Origin of the sequence: Robiginitomaculum antarcticum DSM 21748 (assembly GCF_000365025.1) — a bacterium.
GTDB lineage: Bacteria > Pseudomonadota > Alphaproteobacteria > Caulobacterales > Maricaulaceae > Robiginitomaculum > Robiginitomaculum antarcticum.
This window is the reverse complement of sequence record NZ_KB823013.1, coordinates 57,778-71,989: the sequence shown is the minus strand read 5'-3', so window position 1 is coordinate 71,989 and position 14,212 is coordinate 57,778. Positions and strand designations below refer to the sequence as shown.

The following is a 14,212-nucleotide window of genomic DNA, read 5'->3' as shown; positions in this document are numbered from 1 at the left end:
GGCCCGAAACCTTCACCCCTTCGCCGCCTCAACCTCGGCGCGCATTTGCTCCAGAAAATCATCCTGTGTTGACACGTCAGTTCCGGCCTCGCGCGCCGAGAGTTCATCATCAAGGCGTTTGCGCGCTATCCCGTCCAAATAGGCATTATCCATATCAATGCCGATAAAGCGCCGCCCGTGCCGCAGGGCCGCAACGCCTGTTGTGCCGGAGCCGCAAAACGGGTCGAGCACAATGTCGCCTTCATGGGTGGAGGCCAGAACGACCCGCTCCAGCAGGCTTTCGGGCTTTTGCGTGGGATGTTTGCCGTGGCGTTTTTCGCTCTTTTTGGTCAGCGGCAGCGACCACACACTACGCATTTGTTTATCCGGCTTTTTCATTGGGTCTTCGGGCCAGTCACCAAATTTCATCGCCTTGTAATTAAATACATGTTTGTGTTTCTTGGCCGTGCGCGCCCAGACCAAAGTCTCGTGACTGGCGGTAAACATCCGGCAGGACAGGTTGGGAGAGGCATTAGGCTTGAACCAGCTAATATCATTGAGGATATGCCAGCCGCCTGTTTGCAAGGCAAAGCCGCATTGGAAAATAGAATGATAGGTGCCGCTAATCCAGATTGTGCCGCCATCACGCAATTTGCGGTGACAGGCCGCAATCCAGTTTTGGTGAAATTCGTAATCGGCTTCTGCCCCCGCCGATCTGTCCCAATCCCCCTTATTGACCGAGACCATCCGCCCGCCCTTGCAGGTGAACCCGTCATTAGACAGATTATAAGGCGGGTCGGCGAAAATCATGTCGACAGAGTGGTCCTCAACATTTTTATTAAGAACGTCCAGCATGTCGCCGTGAAAGAGATGGTATTGGGAATCGTTTTTGAACATGACTACCGATAAGAACAAAATAGGATCATGTCAAAGGTTCAATTCTATCTTTAAATACTTTGGCCCACTTGCGAACGGTGCTTTGTCGGCGCTTGGGCGTAGTACCAGATATGTTATATTGAATTAATAAATCGGCGTCCAAATCAGGTAAAGATCTAGTTAGCATTTGTTTAACTAAGTCATCAGAAAGAAAAATTTGTTGCATCGCTTTTAATCTTTCATCGTTGGTTAGACGCCCAATCTGTTGTCCCCTATTGGTGAGATCTACAACACCACTCTTTACAGTAACTAGCTTCATCCAACGCAACACATTGATATAGTAATCATATTGTCTGCCTACGACACTTACAGGCAGGTCTTCAAAAACTTCAGATTTGCTGAGCGAACCGCGCTCAAGAAGCACGTCAAATGCATCGATAACTTTATCTATATCATTGGCTTGTGGAAATGGTGCGTTAATATCCGTAAGGGATTCGTTTACAGGCAAAATCTGTCTTAGAGCATTAGATGTTTGTTTGATTGCGGCTGGCACGCGAAGTTTAAATCTTCTCACTTTACTATAATCAAGAACAACTTTTTGTTGAATAAATGTGACCGGAATAAAATTGAAAATCTTACTTATTTTACAATAGAACATGACAATTGTTGACACATTCTTCTTCAAAGTGTTTTCGAAATGTAACTGAGGATATATTAGTTGTCTAAGATTCATAGTTTTAGAAATAGTATTTTTTGCCTCTATTAGTATCAAATCTGTTGGATTTTCGTAACCCCCATCAATCTCTATTTGCACACCAGATACAGGATATTCTATAATAGGCATTCCCAAGTTTATTGATGGTAATCGCAAAGTAAACGGGTCGCACCGTTTGCGCCCTCTAACTGTCAACGTAGTTTTATGGCCCGTAAAGCTCTCTAAAATACCTGATGCCGCGGCCGCATCAAGAGCCTGAGATTCACTTGTGATATTATCAGGGTCAATTGTCTCAATCCATGAAGGTAGAAACATCTCTTCCGTTGCTATAGAATCTAGCTTTGTAATATCTAACTTAAAAAACGGATCTGTTTGGGCAATGCGATAAACACCGTTATTCAGTGCCAAAACCGAAAGTGAATTCTTTTTGAATGCAGCTGGAAGCTTTTCTTTGAAGTCTATTTTGCATAGAAGTCGTGACTCGAAATATTTATTTAGAATGGGAGATGTGACATCAAGAAAACCAAACTTTTTAACTTTATTGACAATTTCTAAGTCTTTAAAAATTGCGTTCCATGCTGTGTTGATATCGGGCTGTTTGCTCATTCAGTCTAGATGATACAAATATCTATGAAAATCAATGCATACGCAGGGATAATTGAATTTACGGGGCGCGGTGAATATCGAGTAGTTTAAGACCATTAACCCCGCTCATCCCAGCGAAAGCTGGGATCCAGAGCGTCTGAATACGGGGCTAGAGACTCTGGATCTGGTGCGCCAGACCGGCCATGCCTTCGCAGGAATGAGCGGGACGAGAGGTTAGTCTCTCAACTTCTCCTTACCCAACTCGCTCCGCTAATTTTACTAACGACCTTCGCGCGCCTCCTCCCTGCCTTACGGGCTTGCATTTGGAACAAATGCCCTATCTATCCGTAGCTCTTACTTACACCCGCCAACCCGAAGGAATGATATATGACCCCTCTCAAGACCGAGAGCCTGGATTTAGACTTTAAAGAACAGATCGCCCATATGAGCGTGAGCGGCGTGATTGACGCCGAGTCAATGCGCGAGGGACTGGACTGGCTGACGCAAGCCGGGCAGGAGCACGGCGCGTTTAATATCCATGTGCGTATGGCGAAGGCCGACTTCCCCGATCTGGGCGCGGTCAGCAAGGGGTTTCGCGCGGTCGCTGATGTGCTGCGCGCCGTACCGGGCGCCGATAAATGCGCCGTGGTGACAGACAGCATGTTTATCCGCAACACGGCCAAGGTCGAAGGCGCGGTTATTCCGGGCCTGACTATTCGCGCATTTGGTAGCGACGAAGACAGCTATGCCGAAGCATGGCTCAAAGGCGAGTCGCTCTCCGATGTCGAGGACGACGCGCCGGACGCTACGTACGCCAAAGCGGACGCCGCCGAGACAAAGCCCGCGCCAAAGACGAAGCCTGAGCCCTCAGCCAATCCGTGGGATAAGCTCAAGATGAGCAATGTCGATTATTAGATAACGATGGGATGATCGTTTGATTTTACCGCCTGTTTCAATCTGAGACGGGCGGTTTTTTTATGGGGATTGTTTTGAGGGTTTTATGTTAGCTCGCTTCGCTCGCGTCACCCCCTCAGACGCGTTCCGCGCCAGCTCCCCCGCAAGCAGGGGAGCAAAAGATTGAGCGCCCCGTAAGTTTTCCTCCCCTGCTTGCGGGGGAGGTGGGCTTTTGGCATCGCCAAAAGGTCGGAGGGGGTGGCTCATCAAAAATACCAACAAAAAGGGCGGCCCTGTGAGAGGCCGCCCTAATCGTTTTGGATCTGAGAGATTCAGATGTAATTTTGCGCGAAGCGCTAAATTACATCATCCCTCCCATGCCGCCCATGCCGCCCATATCGGGCATGCCGCCGCCGGAGTCTTTCTTCGGCGCTTCGACGATAGCGGCTTCGGTTGTCAGGATCATGCCTGCAACAGAGGCAGCGTCGAGAAGGGCTGTGCGAACCACTTTAACGGGGTCGATAATGCCGGATTTGACCATGTCGACATATTTGTCGTTCTGGGCGTCATAGCCGTAATTGGCTTTGTTTTCGGCCAGAATATTGCCGACAACAACGGCGCCTTCGACGCCGGCATTATCTGCGATTTGGCGGGCCGGATAGGCCAGCGCGTCACGGACAATATCGACACCTGCGGCTTGGTCATCATTGGCACCTTTGGAGTTGATGAAGCGGGACGCGCGCAGCAGGGCTGAGCCGCCGCCCGGGACGATGCCTTCTTCGACAGCGGCGCGGGTTGCATTAAGGGCGTCATCGACGCGGTCTTTACGCTCTTTAACTTCAACTTCGGTCGATCCGCCGACTTTGATCACGGCAACACCGCCGGCGAGTTTCGCCAGACGCTCTTGCAGCTTTTCACGGTCATAATCTGAAGACGTCGCTTCGGCCTGTTGACGGATTTGCTCGACGCGGGCTTTGATATCACCTTTTTTACCGGCACCATCCACGATGACGGTGTCATCTTTGGTGATGTTGATATGTTTGGCGCGGCCCAGATCTTTGAGGGTCAGCTTGTCCAGTTCAATACCCAGCTCTTCGGAGACGAGCGTGGCGTTGGTCAGGATGGCAATATCCTGCAGCATCGCTTTGCGGCGATCGCCAAAACCGGGCGCTTTGACAGCCGCGATTTTCAAACCGCCGCGTAATTTATTGACAACCAGAGTGGCCAAAGCTTCGCCTTCAATGTCCTCGGCGATGATCAGAAGCGGCTTGCCGGTCTGAACAACAGCTTCAAGGATCGGCAGCATAGGCTGCAGGCTTGTCAGCTTGCCTTCATTGAGCAGGATGTAGGGATCGTCCATCTCGACGCGCATTTTCTCGGCGTCTGTGATGAAGTAAGGCGACAGATAACCGCGGTCAAACTGCATGCCTTCGACGACGTCCAGTTCGGTTTCGGCCGTTTTGCCTTCTTCGACTGTGATCACGCCTTCATTACCGACTTTGCCCATCGCGTCCGCAATCATGCGGCCGATAGCGGCTTCGCCATTCGCAGAGATCGTGCCGACTTGCGCGATTTCTTCGGATTTACTGATTTTCTTGGCTTTTTTGAGCAGGTCAGCCGCCACTTCGGAAGCTGCCATTTCGATGCCGCGTTTCAAATCCATCGGGTTCATGCCCGCTGCGACGCGTTTTAAACCTTCGCGAACAATGGCCTGGGCCAGTACGGTCGCTGTGGTCGTGCCGTCACCGGCTTTGTCATTGGTTTTGGACGCCACTTCACGCAGCATTTGCGCGCCGAGGTTTTCAAAACGATCTTCGAGTTCAATCTCTTTTGCGACGGTGACGCCGTCTTTGGTCGAGCGCGGCGCGCCGAAAGATTTCTCGATAACCACGGTGCGGCCTTTGGGGCCGAGCGTGACTTTTACTGCATTGGCCAGAATATCGACACCGGCGAGCATTTTTGCCCGGGCGTCTGAGCCGAATTTGACGTCTTTTGCCGCCATAATAAAATCTCCTTAGAGAGTTATAAGTAAGTGAATGTGCAAGCGGGTTGGATTAACCAATCACGCCCATAATATCGGATTCTTTCATGATCAGCAGCTCTTTGCCGTCAATCTTGACTTCCGTGCCGCCCCATTTGCCAAACAGGACGCGATCGCCCTTTTTAACATCCAGCGGGACAATTTTACCGGACTCGTCACGGGCGCCGGGGCCTGTGGCGATGACTTTGCCTTCAGAAGGCTTTTCTTGCGCTGCGCCCGGGATGATGATCCCGCCGGCAGACTTGGTTTCTTCGGCGACGCGTTCTACGACAACGCGGTCGTGCAGAGGACGAAATTTCATGCTCTAGCTCTCTCTTGTTAAGGTGGTACCAGTTGATATGACTTAGCACTCACAGAGCGCGAGTGCTAACTGTGGAGATAGGCGCGATGCGCGCAGAGTCAACAGGGCGCCTCTGAGAATTTTGCACTTTTTTTCGCGCGGCGGTGTTTCGCGGAACGGACGGGTATGCGGGCGCGTTGAATGGCTACACACCTAACGGGAGACCCCAATGTCAAATGATGTCTACGCCATATCCAAAATCGTCGGTACGTCCAAAACATCGATCGAAGACGCCATCCAAAACGCGCTGAAAACTGCCGGCAAATCCGTGCGCGGCATGAACTGGTTCGAAGTCATCTCAACCCGCGGCTATATCGAAGACGACGCTGTCGCCTATTACCAAGTGACATTAGAGTTCGGGTTTAAATACGACAAGTAAGGGAGGGGGTTAGCTACTAAGGCAGAGTTTATAAATCTATGGCCAAAACCATATTAGAGAAGCGAATTTATGAAATTAGCCTAAATTAGTGTGGATATACGGTTCTACCCCTTGCAAATATTTCCGTTTTGTTCACATTGAGTTCGATTCTTAGAATGAGGAAAACGTGGGACGCGCAGAACCGATATTTACAGAGCTACGAAAATCTGCACAACTTTCTGTAAGTGGCGCAGCAGAGTTCTTGCGTGTGCCTATAAAAGAGATTGAAGCTTTTGAAAACGGTGCTAAGCGTCCAGCGATATCAACGATCAAGGCTTTAGAAGGATTGGCTTTGGTGTCAAATATTGATGACCCTAAGTCTTACCGAAACAAAGCTGATCAGATACAAGTTTCAAAGCCCCTTAAATTTATCGATCTGTTTGCAGGGATTGGCGGATTTCACTTAGCACTTCATTCTCTTGATGCTGAGTGCGTGTTCGCTTCTGAAATTAATATACACGCGCGTAAAACATACGAGCACAATCATAGAAAAATTTCTTCTGCGCTTTTCATGAACAAAAAGTTTGCAGGAGATATTAAAGAAGTCGCTCCTGCGGATATTCCTGACTTTGATATTTTGTGCGGAGGATTTCCGTGTCAGCCTTTTTCGCAAGCAGGCTATAAACGCGGTTTTCATGAGGCAAAAGAGAATCGCGGCAACCTGTTTTTTGATATCATAAACATTATTGAGGCGAAACAACCTTCGGCTTTCTTCTTAGAAAATGTTCGACACATTAAGAACCATGATGAAGGAAAAACATTCGCAGTTATTCAGAAGACACTCGAAGACCTTGGATACTCATTTCATCACAAAATGGTCAAAGCTTCCGATCATGGACTTCCTCAACATCGTCCACGTATATTTATGGTTGGATTCCGTGGCGAGAAATCCGAAGAAAGCACGTTCAAGTTTCCTGATGCTGAACCGCTAAATATGACTATGTCGGACATATTCGGTAAGCCATGCAATAAAGCAGTCGGCTATACATTACGCGTTGGTGGGCGTGGCTCTGGCCTGATGGATCGCCGTAATTGGGACACTTATTCTGTTGCAGGTAATGTCATTCGCTTAAACAGTTTTTATGGACGCAAAATGATGGGCTTCCCGGACAATTTTGAATTTCCTGTTTCTGAAACTCAGGCAATGAAACAGTTGGGAAACTCTGTTGCAGTTCCGGCGATTAGAGCGACGGCCAAGTCTTTGATTGAATATCTAGGCCAACCACATTTTGCCGGTAGTGAGACATTGTAGTGATTACGGGTAATGTTGGAGAATGGGCTGAATTATACGCCTTCTTTAAAATTTTAGATGCCAGGAAATTACCTTCAGCAGACAAGAATCTTCAAATTGAAGAAGGCCGCTTTTTTGAATTTTTGCGCCTATATTTTAGTGATCCTGTGAATGGCGCATTAGTTTATAAGTCAGAAGGTATAAATGTTATAGTTTTGAACGCGGAAGATAATGTTCTGGCAGAGTTACCTCGTGCAAAAATTTCGTCCAAATTGTCCGGAATTTTTGAATCAATTCTTTCCGGCAAGGGGCGATCATTTTCAATTCCTGATGCAGAAGTATTAATGAACTCATTGTTGCGAACTTCTTTGAAGGCGCCAAGTAGTGAAAAAGCCGATATTTTTGCGACAATTTTAGACAGAAATACAAATACTGCTGAGCTTTCAGGCTTTTCGGTGAAGTCTATGCTTAAAAATAAGGCAACTTTATTAAATCATTCTGGCCATACATTGTTTCGATATGAGCTTGTTGGTATTTCTCCCGATCAAGCGAAACAGGTTTCTGAAATAAATGAAAGCAATTCAGTTAGTAAGTATATGGACCGTGTAAGTGCAATACTTGAGCTTGGAGGTGAGTTTAATTTTGTTTCAATGTCATCTGTTCAATTCGAAAAAACTCTCAGAAAAATTGATACTATGTTGCCTGAATTTCTTGCAGAGATGCTGGTTGGTTTCTTTTCAAAACAAGGTAATCGTTTAAACGAACTTGTAGAGCACCTTTCGGCATCAAAATTCTTGAAAGCGAAGTTCAATTTCGAACTCAATAGAGATGACTATGAATTTAAGCTTAAACAGCTGCTTGTCGCAAGCGCTTTAGGAATGCAACCATCCAGGCCTTGGAATGGAGAGTCGAAAGCAAACGGCGGTTACTTGATTGTAGTTAAAACTGGGGAAGTATTATGTTATCATGCATTTAACCGCGATGTTTTCTTAAATTATCTGTTCCAAAACACTAAGTTTGATAGCCCGGGGGCTAGGCAAGCGCCTTATCTGGAAATAATTTTTGAAAATGGTAAAATATATACGGATTTGAAACTGCAAATTCGATTTGCTTAAATTTTACAACTTAGTGAATTTTTATGGTGGATATACACACTATTGCATCGCGTAGAAAGAATATGTCTGCAGTAAAATCAAAAAATACCTCCCCTGAGCTCAAAATAAGAAAATTATTACATGGTGCCGGGTTTCGCTATTCGCTTCATAATAAACAACTTCCTGGCAAGCCGGATTTAAAATTCAAAAAACACCGAGCCGTTATTTTTGTAAATGGATGCTTTTGGCATAAGCATAATTGTTATCGATTTTCTTGGCCTCAAACTCGCGAAGACTTTTGGAAAGCTAAAATCACGGGCAATGCTGAACGGGATATGAGGAACTATAACGACCTTTTCACTGAGGGTTGGAGAGTGGGCGTTGTTTGGGAGTGTGCTTTGCGCGGGAAAATTAAGTTGAGCGAAGAAAGGGTTTTGTACTCACTTAGCGAATGGCTGAATTCTGATGCAATAAAAATTACCATTCGAGGGAATTCGATTTCTTAGTTTTCGCTTTACCCTTCAAATCCACTGCTCTTATGCTACGCTCCCCCAAACATTTGAGGGACTCTGCTATGACTATTCGGACTTTATTGCTATCGACTGTTGCCGCTTTTGCGCTTGCGGCCTGCGGAGACAGCGCAACGCAGACGGGTGGCGATCAGCCTGCTGCGCAAGCGCAAAATGCGCAACAGACGCCTGAGCTTAAAATTGAATATGAGAAATTCACGTTAGGTAATGGTCTTGAGGTAATTTTGCAGGTCGACCGCTCTGACCCTATCGTCGCAGTAACGACGGTTATTCACGCCGGGTCAAACCGCGAAAAGCCGGGGCGCACGGGCTTTGCCCATTTTTTTGAGCATATGGCCTTTAACGATAGCGAGAATGTGCCGCGCGGGTGGAACCGCAAGGCGATTCCCGATTGGGGCGGACAGCGTAATGGCGGGACATGGTCGGACGGCACAATTTATTACGAAGTCGTGCCCAAGGATGCCTTTGATAAGATTTTATGGATTGATTCTGACCGTCTGGGGTACATGATTAATACAGTTACGCCGGCCGCGCTGGGGCGTGAAAAACAGGTGGTGAAAAATGAAAAACGGCAGCGCGTTGATAATGCTGTTTACGGTTATACGGGCGAGGTCATTCGCAAAGCCCTCTATCCCGAAGGTCATCCATATAACTGGACCGTAATCGGCGCTCTGCCGGATTTGCAAGCGGCGACGCTAGGCGATTTACGTGAGTTTCATAAGGATTGGTACGGCCCGAATAATGTGACTTTGTCGATTGTTGGCGATATTGATATTGAAGAGACTAAGCGCAAAGTGACACTGTGGTTCGGCGAAATTCCGCGCGGCCGCGATGTGGCTAAGCCCGCGCCGCAAGCCGTGATGCTGACTGAGACGAAAAACCTGTGGTTTGAGGATAATTTCGCTAAATTGCCGGAGCTGCGCCTGACTTTCCCGACGGTGCAGGGCCAGCATGCTGACGAGGTGGCGCTGGATATGCTGGCCGCGATATTTGGCGGTAGCCGCAATTCCCCGCTGTATGTCGAAGTTGTGGAGAGCGCCAAGCTCGCGCCCAATGTCGCCGCCTATCACCGCGGCAATGAGATTGCGGGCGAGTTCACCCTTCGCGTGCGCGCCAAGCCGGGCACAGATCTGGACGACGTTAAAGCGTCCATCGATGCGGCCATGGCGCGGTTTGAGTCCGGCGGCGTTGACGCCACGGATTTAGAGCGCATCAAAGCTGAAAGCGAGACGCGTCTTTACAACAGCCTGTCCACCGTTCTGGGCAAATCCAATGATCTGGCCACGAATAATGAATTTTACGGCGATCCGGCCTATTCGGTCACAGCCGCGCAAAAGGTTCGCGCCATGACGGCGCAGGATATCATGGCCGCCTATAACCGCTATATCAAAGCCAAGCCTTATGTCATGACCAGCTTCGTGCCCAAAGGCGGTGAGGCGCTGGCCGTGCAGGGAGCGGAGCGCGCCACTGTCTGGATTGAAGAGGTTCAAGCCGATGTCGCCAGCGAGGCGGTCAGCGCGGGCGACGTCGCCGAGTTTGACAAAACCGCGACAGAGCATGACCGCTCAGAGCCGGACTTTGGCGAGCTTCCGCTGCTTAAAATGCCGGAGATCTGGACACGGGATCTGGGCGAGGGCGTTATGCTGCGCGGGATTGAAACCGATGAAATTCCGCTCGTGCAATTTGATATCACTTTGCCCGGTGGACGGTGGAGCGAAACCGCCGATCAAAACGGTCGGCTCTCGCTGCTGGCCGATCTCATGAATGAGGGAACGGCCAACCGCACGCCCGCGCAATTAGAGCAGGCCGTAGGCCTTCTGGGCTCCAGCATTAACGTCTCGGCGGGCTCCGGCGAACTCACGATCAGCGTAACGGCATTGGCGCGCAATTTTGAGCCGACTGTGGCGCTTGTTCAAGAAGTGCTGACGCAGCCGCGCTGGCAGGCGGCGGAATTTGAGCGGGTAAAGTCCGCCTCGCTGACGGGGATTAAAGGCCGCGAAGCCAATCCGAATTCAATCGCCTCGCAGGCCTTTTACAGCCTTGTTTACGGCGATGATCATCCGCTGGGCCGCCCGTCCGGCGGCAGCGCGCAAACGGTTGGCGCGCTGAACATGGATGATTTAAAAACTGCGCACGCCGGGGTTCTGTCCGCGCCCGCGCGCCTGCATATTGTGGGCGATATTGATCCCGACCGTGCCGCTAAAGGGTTGTCCGGTCTTGCCGCCGCGATCACAGCCTCGGGCGAGGCGCGCCCCGGTTATGACATCCCCGCCCAGGATAATGCCGGCCGGGTCTTCTTCATCAATGTGCCGGGGTCCAAGCAATCCGTGCTACGTATTGGCAAGCTGACCGCGGCTACAGCCGACCCGGATTTTAACAAAATTGTCTTCACCAATGAGAAGCTCGGCGGCGGCATATCCGGCGACCTGTCCCAGATATTACGTATTGAAAAAGGCTATACATACGGCGCCTATTCCAGCGTCCAGAACGGGGAAGTGGCCCGGCCCTTTATCATCGGGACGAGCGTGCGCGCCAATGCCACCAAAGCGTCGCTGGAGACGATCCGCGATATGATCATCGCTTACGGCCCCGACTTTGATGACGCCGACGTCGCTATGACGCAGCAAAAACTCATTAAAGAAAATACCCGCGCCTTTGAGAGCCTCGGCGCGAAACAGGGCACATTGCGCAATATCAGTAAATATGGTTTGCTGCATGATTATGTCGAGCAGCAGCAGGCCGAACTGCTGGCCATGAGCCGCGGCGACTTTCAAAATACGGCGGCAAAATATCTGTCTGAAGACGACATGATCTATGTCATAGTCGGGGATAAGGCGACGCAGTGGCGGCCCGTGCAGCAATTCGCCAAGACGGCAAGAAAAGGCAAAGTCGTCGAATTGGATATCTACGGCCAGCCCGTAAAATAAGGACGATCGCAGGGCAATTGTGTAAAACGCCGAATTAATGTATGTGAGCGCCAGAGCTGCGAAGCGGCCGCCCGGTTTACGGGGACACAGGGGAGGCACATATGCCAAAATTACACAATACGTCTATATTGGGCATTCTGCTCGCGGCGGTCGCATTCTGGATCGTCGGCGCGCTTTGGTACGGATTTATTTTCGCCGATGACTGGATGATGCTCAACGGCATAACGCAGGCCCAGGCCGAAGCGCAGATGGCCGAGAATGGCATTATGACTTATGTTTACGGCTTTTTGATCGCGCTGGCGCAAGTCATCGGTCTGAACTGGTTAATCAATTGGGCGGGGGCCAGCCGCTGGCGCAAATGCGTGGAGGTCGCGCTGATAACGGTGACTTTTATCGCTCTGCCGGTTATGCTCTATGAGTGGAATTATGAGGGCGAGTCCATCCGCGCATCGATTCTCGACCTCGGACATCTAGCGGTCGGTTACGGCGTTGTCGGACTGGTTCTGTCCGCCTTTCGCGGTAAAGACGCGATTGAAGTCGACGCCTTAAGTTAGGCTGTACTAACGGTCTTTACCAAAGTAAAAGACGGGTGCAATTGCCCGTCTTTTGCGCTTGCGCAGAGCCGCGCGGAACGTTAAGTACGCGCCGCTAGCCACCATGCCTCACGCATGTTTTGAGTGCCCCTATAGCTCAGCTGGTAGAGCACCTGATTTGTAATCAGGGGGTCCGCGGTTCGAGTCCGTGTGGGGGCACCATTTTTCTTACACTTGCCACCCCCAAACGTCCCTAAAAGTTGTAATTTCTTTCAATTATTCGCTTGAAACCATGACTTTGCCGTTCTTTTTCGGACACAGCGAACAAAATGAAGATAAGTGCCCTTTGTGGGCACCAAGTTTTCAGCTCCATAAGCCAGTTAAAGCTATGAAATAGCCAAATTTTTACCACAGGTTATCTCGTGTTGTCTTTGATCCTTGAGGACATTGTGCCACAAACTGTGCTACAAATTGTGCCACAACACGCCTCTAATAAAACGGCCCCAGCAGTATCTGTGACGCAACAAGAGCAAGCGTGTGCCGGGATACAGGATTCTTCACTTAAGCAAGAGAATGCCTGAAATAGGCCCGAGTCAGCCGTATGCGTCAGAGATGAAAGCCGACTGGCCAAGACCGCTTGAGGGCTTGGTTCACGCCAGCCCGGTCTCTCTAATGGCGCGAGACGGCAAGCTTCCTGACTTAGGCATTAATTAAGTCCCTTTGAAACCGGCAGCCTATTCCTGAATATCAACTAAGCCCCGTGAGTAAGAAGGCAAGTAGAGGAAAATAGCGGCTAGTTCAGTTAACGTGACAAAGCCTCGTATGAAATGAATGACTCTTTTTGGGCTTTGTTACTCGAAGGTATAATTAAATACTAAAATGTCTTGAGCAAAAGCTTTGGCAACAAGATCGGCAGTTTTATCGTCATAGTAATAACGATAACCGCGCCTACGATCAGATCTCTTCAAATGAGGGAGCGTCTGTTTCAGCGGTGTTTTGATGCGCTTAGAAAGCCGTTCAATGTCTTTAACTAAAAACTCAAACCGGCCAATGAAATCTATATCTGGATGAACGGCGAAGCCGGAATTTCCGTCTAACCATTCTGTTTGTTGTCGGAACATTTTAGGTTTGTCATAATAGGCTGGATTTCGGAGATGAAATGCCTCTTCAACCCATTGCGAAAAGGCTATAGGTGAATCCCGAAGTCCTGTTTGATTTGTTTTTATACGCCAATAATAGTGCGACACGACACGGTCCCAAGGATTGCGGACAAAGGAAAAGACAAAGTCTTGCGCGAATTTTTCATGCCCCAATTCAACTAATAAATCAGAAGCATCGACATGTCTGAATTTCACACCAAACATCTTCCCGATGGTAGAGCCGCCTGTCTTATTTATGTGAATTTGGTGTATTTCCTTCAAGGTGATCGCCCCTAACTTGACTAAATTCGCCGTCGCTATATCACTAGCGGATGGATGAGCGCCAGAAAGTTTTCGGGATAGGGTTTCATAAAACTGGGACAAAATCTCTCCGTAAGGCGCTGGAGATCCTCGATTACTCAGTCTGCGGCCCTGTTGGAACGCGTGATCCTGACATCGCGAAATCGGCCTATGATATCGCTTTAAATTATGCGGGTAGATTTGATGCTGTGCAAGACAATCCTTTCCCCCCTCTATTTCGCGAGCTAGATGCCGCATTTCCTGGGAGTAAATTTATTCTGACGACTGAAGAGGTGGATGTCTGGATCGCGCGGGCCGTCCGGTATTTTAATGAGCAAGAAACACCGATGCGAAGATGGATTTATGGTGTAGGCTCACCTGTGGGGAATGAAGAGACCTATCGTGCGAGATTTGTTCGCCACAATGATGAGGTCAGAACCTATTTCGCCAGCCGTCCTCATGATCTTCTGGACTGGCCGCTGACAAAACGGCCGGGTTGGGAACCGCTTTGCGGCTTCTTAGAATGTGATATTCCGGATGACGTGGATTTCCCGCATGAGAACAAGGGCCTGAGGTCCTAAACGATCGTAAGGCTATGGACAGTCAAGCC

General features: G+C 49.3%; 13 protein-coding genes and 1 tRNA gene. 9 read left to right on the top strand and 5 right to left on the bottom strand.

From position 1 onward, the window contains the following. Window positions 1-12 precede the first annotated feature (12 nt). Together H142_RS15275 and H142_RS0109795 are read right to left on the bottom strand one after the other, a co-directional pair. Complete coding sequence (locus H142_RS15275) at window positions 13-876, bottom strand: DNA-methyltransferase (RefSeq protein WP_033315201.1); 864 nt, start codon at window positions 874-876, stop codon at window positions 13-15. A 25-nt stretch (window positions 877-901) separates the two neighbouring features. After that, a complete protein-coding gene (locus H142_RS0109795) occupies window positions 902-2,176 on the bottom strand; it encodes a type II restriction enzyme (RefSeq protein WP_017931960.1) in 1,275 nt (424 codons plus the stop codon). A 366-nt stretch (window positions 2,177-2,542) separates the two neighbouring features. On the opposite strand from H142_RS0109795, the gene H142_RS16365 reads away from it, so the two are divergent. After that, the gene (locus H142_RS16365; protein ID WP_017931959.1) at window positions 2,543-3,070 is read left to right on the top strand and encodes a SpoIIAA family protein; all 528 of its coding nucleotides are present in this window, start codon (window positions 2,543-2,545) and stop codon (window positions 3,068-3,070) included. Window positions 3,071-3,410: 340 nt separating this feature from the next. On the opposite strand, the gene groL is transcribed toward H142_RS16365, so the two are convergent. Then, window positions 3,411-5,051, bottom strand: coding sequence for a chaperonin GroEL (gene groL / locus H142_RS0109785; protein WP_017931958.1), 1,641 nt, complete (start codon window positions 5,049-5,051; stop codon window positions 3,411-3,413). Between the two features lie 52 nt (window positions 5,052-5,103). Next, window positions 5,104-5,391 carry a co-chaperone GroES gene (locus H142_RS0109780; RefSeq protein ID WP_017931957.1) on the bottom strand — a complete coding sequence of 96 codons (288 nt, stop codon included), beginning with the start codon at window positions 5,389-5,391 and terminating at the stop codon, window positions 5,104-5,106. A 208-nt stretch (window positions 5,392-5,599) separates the two neighbouring features. Between H142_RS0109780 and H142_RS0109775 the strand changes: the two genes are divergently transcribed. The 7 genes from H142_RS0109775 to H142_RS0109750 all read left to right on the top strand — a co-directional run bounded on the left by H142_RS0109775 (window position 5,600) and on the right by H142_RS0109750 (window position 12,385). Continuing rightward, on the top strand, window positions 5,600-5,809 hold the full coding sequence (locus tag H142_RS0109775) for a dodecin (RefSeq protein ID WP_017931956.1): 210 nt from the start codon (window positions 5,600-5,602) through the stop codon (window positions 5,807-5,809). A gap of 166 nt (window positions 5,810-5,975) precedes the next feature. Then, window positions 5,976-7,100, top strand: a complete 1,125-nt coding sequence (locus tag H142_RS0109770) for a DNA cytosine methyltransferase (RefSeq protein ID WP_233341664.1) — start codon at window positions 5,976-5,978, stop codon at window positions 7,098-7,100. Further along, a complete protein-coding gene (locus tag H142_RS0109765; RefSeq protein WP_017931954.1) occupies window positions 7,100-8,194 on the top strand; it encodes an HpaII family restriction endonuclease in 1,095 nt (364 codons plus the stop codon). The genes H142_RS0109770 and H142_RS0109765 overlap by 1 nt, the downstream gene beginning before the upstream one ends. A 23-nt stretch (window positions 8,195-8,217) precedes the next feature. Then, window positions 8,218-8,679 (top strand): very short patch repair endonuclease, encoded by a 462-nt coding sequence (locus H142_RS15265; protein ID WP_017931953.1) that lies wholly within the window; start codon window positions 8,218-8,220, stop codon window positions 8,677-8,679. A gap of 68 nt (window positions 8,680-8,747) precedes the next feature. Continuing rightward, window positions 8,748-11,630: a M16 family metallopeptidase gene (locus tag H142_RS0109760; protein WP_017931952.1), complete on the top strand. Its 2,883-nt coding sequence runs from the start codon at window positions 8,748-8,750 to the stop codon at window positions 11,628-11,630. A gap of 101 nt (window positions 11,631-11,731) precedes the next feature. Continuing rightward, window positions 11,732-12,184: a DUF1761 domain-containing protein gene (locus H142_RS0109755; protein ID WP_017931951.1), complete on the top strand. Its 453-nt coding sequence runs from the start codon at window positions 11,732-11,734 to the stop codon at window positions 12,182-12,184. Between the two features lie 125 nt (window positions 12,185-12,309). Beyond that, window positions 12,310-12,385: transfer RNA gene (locus H142_RS0109750), tRNA-Thr, on the top strand. A 629-nt stretch (window positions 12,386-13,014) separates the two neighbouring features. On the opposite strand, the gene H142_RS0109745 is transcribed toward H142_RS0109750, so the two are convergent. Next, window positions 13,015-13,584 carry a sulfotransferase family 2 domain-containing protein gene (locus H142_RS0109745; RefSeq protein WP_033315200.1) on the bottom strand — a complete coding sequence of 190 codons (570 nt, stop codon included), beginning with the start codon at window positions 13,582-13,584 and terminating at the stop codon, window positions 13,015-13,017. A 50-nt stretch (window positions 13,585-13,634) separates the two neighbouring features. Between H142_RS0109745 and H142_RS0109740 the strand changes: the two genes are divergently transcribed. Next, window positions 13,635-14,183 carry a sulfotransferase family protein gene (locus tag H142_RS0109740; protein ID WP_017931949.1) on the top strand — a complete coding sequence of 183 codons (549 nt, stop codon included), beginning with the start codon at window positions 13,635-13,637 and terminating at the stop codon, window positions 14,181-14,183. The last annotated feature ends 29 nt before the right edge of the window (window positions 14,184-14,212 follow it).

What these genes read in the sequence shown, in the direction of transcription:
- H142_RS15275 (WP_033315201.1), bottom strand. Translation starts at nt 876, where the DNA reads ATGTTCAAAAACGATTCCCAATACCATCTCTTTCACGGCGACATGCTG.
- H142_RS0109795 (WP_017931960.1), bottom strand. Translation starts at nt 2,176, where the DNA reads ATGAGCAAACAGCCCGATATCAACACAGCATGGAACGCAATTTTTAAA.
- H142_RS16365 (WP_017931959.1), top strand. Translation starts at nt 2,543, where the DNA reads ATGACCCCTCTCAAGACCGAGAGCCTGGATTTAGACTTTAAAGAACAG.
- groL (WP_017931958.1), bottom strand. Translation starts at nt 5,051, where the DNA reads ATGGCGGCAAAAGACGTCAAATTCGGCTCAGACGCCCGGGCAAAAATG.
- H142_RS0109780 (WP_017931957.1), bottom strand. Translation starts at nt 5,391, where the DNA reads ATGAAATTTCGTCCTCTGCACGACCGCGTTGTCGTAGAACGCGTCGCC.
- H142_RS0109775 (WP_017931956.1), top strand. Translation starts at nt 5,600, where the DNA reads ATGTCAAATGATGTCTACGCCATATCCAAAATCGTCGGTACGTCCAAA.
- H142_RS15265 (WP_017931953.1), top strand. Translation starts at nt 8,218, where the DNA reads ATGGTGGATATACACACTATTGCATCGCGTAGAAAGAATATGTCTGCA.
- H142_RS0109760 (WP_017931952.1), top strand. Translation starts at nt 8,748, where the DNA reads ATGACTATTCGGACTTTATTGCTATCGACTGTTGCCGCTTTTGCGCTT.
- H142_RS0109755 (WP_017931951.1), top strand. Translation starts at nt 11,732, where the DNA reads ATGCCAAAATTACACAATACGTCTATATTGGGCATTCTGCTCGCGGCG.
- H142_RS0109740 (WP_017931949.1), top strand. Translation starts at nt 13,635, where the DNA reads ATGGATGAGCGCCAGAAAGTTTTCGGGATAGGGTTTCATAAAACTGGG.